Origin of the sequence: Pseudoalteromonas sp. SG43-7, from assembly GCF_014164295.1 — a bacterium.
In the GTDB taxonomy this organism is placed as follows: domain Bacteria; phylum Pseudomonadota; class Gammaproteobacteria; order Enterobacterales; family Alteromonadaceae; genus Pseudoalteromonas; species Pseudoalteromonas rhizosphaerae.
Window position 1 is genome coordinate 1 of sequence record NZ_JACJEY010000117.1, and the last position, 3508, is coordinate 3508.

General features: G+C 40.1%; 2 protein-coding genes and 1 pseudogene. 2 read left to right on the forward strand and 1 reads right to left on the reverse strand.

Annotation, left to right across the window (positions count from 1 at the left end):
- Positions 1–200, forward strand: a pseudogene (locus H5200_RS22890) (IS3 family transposase); the annotation flags it as partial.
- Positions 201–683: 483 nt separating this feature from the next.
- Here the strand turns inward: H5200_RS22890 and H5200_RS22895 are convergent.
- Complete coding sequence (locus H5200_RS22895; protein WP_182740826.1) at positions 684–1658, reverse strand: transposase; 975 nt, start codon at positions 1656–1658, stop codon at positions 684–686.
- 761 nt (positions 1659–2419) lie between these two features.
- On the opposite strand from H5200_RS22895, the gene H5200_RS22900 reads away from it, so the two are divergent.
- Complete coding sequence (locus H5200_RS22900; protein ID WP_182719627.1) at positions 2420–3286, forward strand: alpha/beta fold hydrolase; 867 nt, start codon at positions 2420–2422, stop codon at positions 3284–3286.
- Positions 3287–3508: the final 222 nt, after the last annotated feature.

The following is a 3508-nucleotide window of genomic DNA, read 5'->3' on the forward strand; positions in this document are numbered from 1 at the left end:
ATGGCAGCCCAATGAAAGGCGCTACATTATTGGCTACCTTGCAAGAATTAGGCATTGTACCGTCGTTTAGTCGCCCGTCAGTGAGTAATGATAATCCCTATTCGGAGTCATTATTTAAAACGTTAAAATATCGCTCAGACTACCCAGAAAAGCCATTTGAAGATATAAGCGCAGCAAGAGAATGGGTAAGTGGGTTCGTAAAACAAAATTGACACCCATTATAAATAAATGCTGAAGTCATCAAACTTAACCGTGCAAAAAACTGCCTGCCCGCAATTACTCTTCGAGGAAATGTTGTTTGTAATAAATAACGTGACTAATGTCCGTTGAATACTGAATTTTAGACATAGAAAGGCTGCAAATTCGCAGTTTTTGAATTGCTTTAGATGGTTTACTACATCGCTCTATTTTATGCTAATAGCTTTTCACAATTTCTCACGTTTGCTCGCCGCTTTCTATTTAAATGTTCACGAAAAACAAAATTGACACCCATTATAAATAAATGCTGAAGTCATCAAACTTAACCGTGCAAAAAACTGCCTGCCCGCAATTACTCTTCGAGGAAATGTTGTTTGTAATAAATAACGTGACTAATGTCCGTTGAATACTGAATTTTAGACATAGAAAGGCTGCAAATTCGCAGTTTTTGAATTGCTTTAGATGGTTTACTACATCGCTCTATTTTATGCTAATAGCTTTTCACAATTTCTCACGTTTGCTCGCCGCTTTCTATTTAAATGTTCACAGTATCCTTCCTGCGATGTTGGCCTCCCGACTGCGCCATGAAACACCCGTGTAAAGTGGCTCGTGAGTTTTAACCAATTATCTGCTGAGATATTTACCCGCTCCAATAACCGTGAATGAGTATTATCTATATAACCGCGCTTATCTTCTCGTATACAACGACCTGTTAACTCTACAAGTTCTAAATAAGATTTTAACTCAAATGGTAAGCCCTTTGCCATGTGCTGCCTTGGCATACCGGCAAAGCGTAGTAACTGTATTGGTTGTTTACCGTCGGTTGCACTTTCAATCCGTTTTTGTACGCTCGTGTAATCCGATGTTTCTGGTGTGTGAGCTATCTTCGCTCTGATTGGGTTTAAATCAACATACGCCATACATGCAGCCAATGCGGCTTCATCTAACAGTGCTTGTGATTTGAAACGGCCTTCCCAAAATCGCCCTGTACATCCATCTTCTTTATTCGCCCTGCGAGCTATATCTTCATTTAATAATCGCATAAACCAGCTAATACTTGATAAACGCTCACGGTACTCATCGACGGTCTCATTTAAAAAGAAGCATTCTGCTTTCGTTAGCTTGCCCCCTTGAACATATTTATTTGTCAGCATGGTGCCTTTACATAATTTATGCCAACGGATAATAATGGCTTTATCGTTCAGTCGTTTCGCTTTTTTATCATCAGCATACAACACTAAATGCGTATGATTACTCATCACTGCATATGCGCAAACATCAATACAAAACACGTTAGAAAGAGCCAATAGCTTCTCTTCAACCCAACACCTGCGATGCTCATATGATTGGCCAGTAAAACGATCTTCGCCACATAGATAGGCTCGACGTACGCACCTAGAAATACAATGATAGTACTTTGTATCAGCCAAACTTATCTGACGCTTTCTCGCAATAGCCATGTGACAACCTGCTCATTTATTGTGCTAATAATAAAATTAGTACGTAACTGATACATTGCAAATCATAAGATGGGTGTCTTCTTAGCATCCTTCCTAATAATAAAATTAGTACGTAACTGATACATTGCAAATCATAAGATGGGTGTCTTCTTAGCATCCTTCTATGGGCGGTTCATCTCCCGTTATCAATATTGATCCAAATATCTCTCAATGACACTAAACCTTGTGACGCTAAATAGTCATTACCTAGCGCAATGTTAATTCCTTTTGTTTTGAGCTTCGACAAGGGCCTTCGCTTCCAAGCGCCTGCTTTTGGTACTGGTAATTCCACAGGCTATGGCGAGTCGTTCACTGACCCTCCTCCAAGCGTTAGCGCGAATGCGTGTTTATCAGATCTCCCCCTTTTTTACCTATAAAGAACAGGTGCATCGACTTTCTCTGCACAACTGCATCATTTACGGTGGCCGTTAGATCGCATGACTTCGCTATCTTGTGCTAGCTCGTCTCCAGCCTACGCCTCATATGATGTTTTTTCTCATCAGCTCACATTTATTTATCATAAAGAATGCTAGCTGCTTCCTCCAGACTATCTCTCGCGATTTAGCCCTTGCCATTCGCGAGTGTCTATCGTTTAATAATAGCGTGTTATTTAAACGGTGATCTTCCTACAGAGGACTTTCACCTCATAAGTCAATGCCCATGTCGGGCGTACACAATCGTGTCATGCCGAAGTTATGCCTCATCGAGGGAATGGAGTCTAAATGAAATCAATTATATGGTTATTCTCAATTTTTATTAGCTTTGGTGCACCAGGTACAGAGCAAGAGTTACAACCAACAACGTCAGGACTATATGATGTTGGTGGGTTTAAGTTGTATCTTGAGTGCTACGAAAATGACAAGCCTCAATTAATAGTTGAGCAAGGCTTCGGTCGTTCTGGTTCTGATGGGGTTTGGTTGGAGAATATTAAACAATTGAAAAATGATTTCAGTATTTGTTTATATGATCGATCAGGTCTTGGAAAAAGTGAAAAAGGTCCCGTGCCTTTCACCGTCGATGATATGGCTAAAAGGCTAAAAAAACTGCTTCAAGTAGCCGGTGTTAAAATGCCGTATTACTTTACTGGTGGCTCATATGCATCTTATATCATTACGGCATTCAATAACCTATATCCACAAGAGGTTATGGGGGCTGTGCTGATTGATCCACCTCCTTTAGGCTACTTTTACACTATGGGTACAAGGTGGCCTGAAAACTTTAAAACAAACAATGAAAAATTGGAGCGTTTTTATAATTTTGAGCAAAGTGTTCATGATCCAATGTTTGAAAGAGTTCCTGAAAACGTAGATCATATGAAAAGCTACAAAATTCTATCTGAAGCAGCTAAATTCGGTGATAAGCCAATTATAATTTTACGTTCAAAACAGACCGAAGAGCGTTATGACCCTCCTTTTGTTCCCGAGGAAATCGCGAAGTCAATGGACTCCCTATATGCAAATGCAGAGAGTTACTTTAAAAGTTTATCTACAAATAGCCGAATTATCTATTCGGAATCAGAAAAGCATCATCTGCACATCGCAGACCGTGATTTGGTTGTAAAAAGCATTAAGGAACTTGTTAGAAAATGAGGCTTAACAAGTTGCCCAAAATCGCCGCAAACAACGCGGCTGGGACAAATACTCACTGGGCTTCGCCCAACAACGTTCGCATTTGCCCATTGGCAAAGCGTTGGTATGACTCCCACTGTCAAGTTAAACACACTGATCCTTGCCTAACTTTTTAAGCCATAATTACTTCAGCTCGAATTAGAGCGAGTTAATACATAGGATGAAGCAAGTAATGTCGTCGGT

Coding starts and splice junctions, on each gene's coding strand:
- H5200_RS22895 (WP_182740826.1), bottom strand. CDS start 1,658: ATGGCTATTGCGAGAAAGCGTCAGATAAGTTTGGCTGATACAAAGTAC.
- H5200_RS22900 (WP_182719627.1), top strand. CDS start 2,420: ATGAAATCAATTATATGGTTATTCTCAATTTTTATTAGCTTTGGTGCA.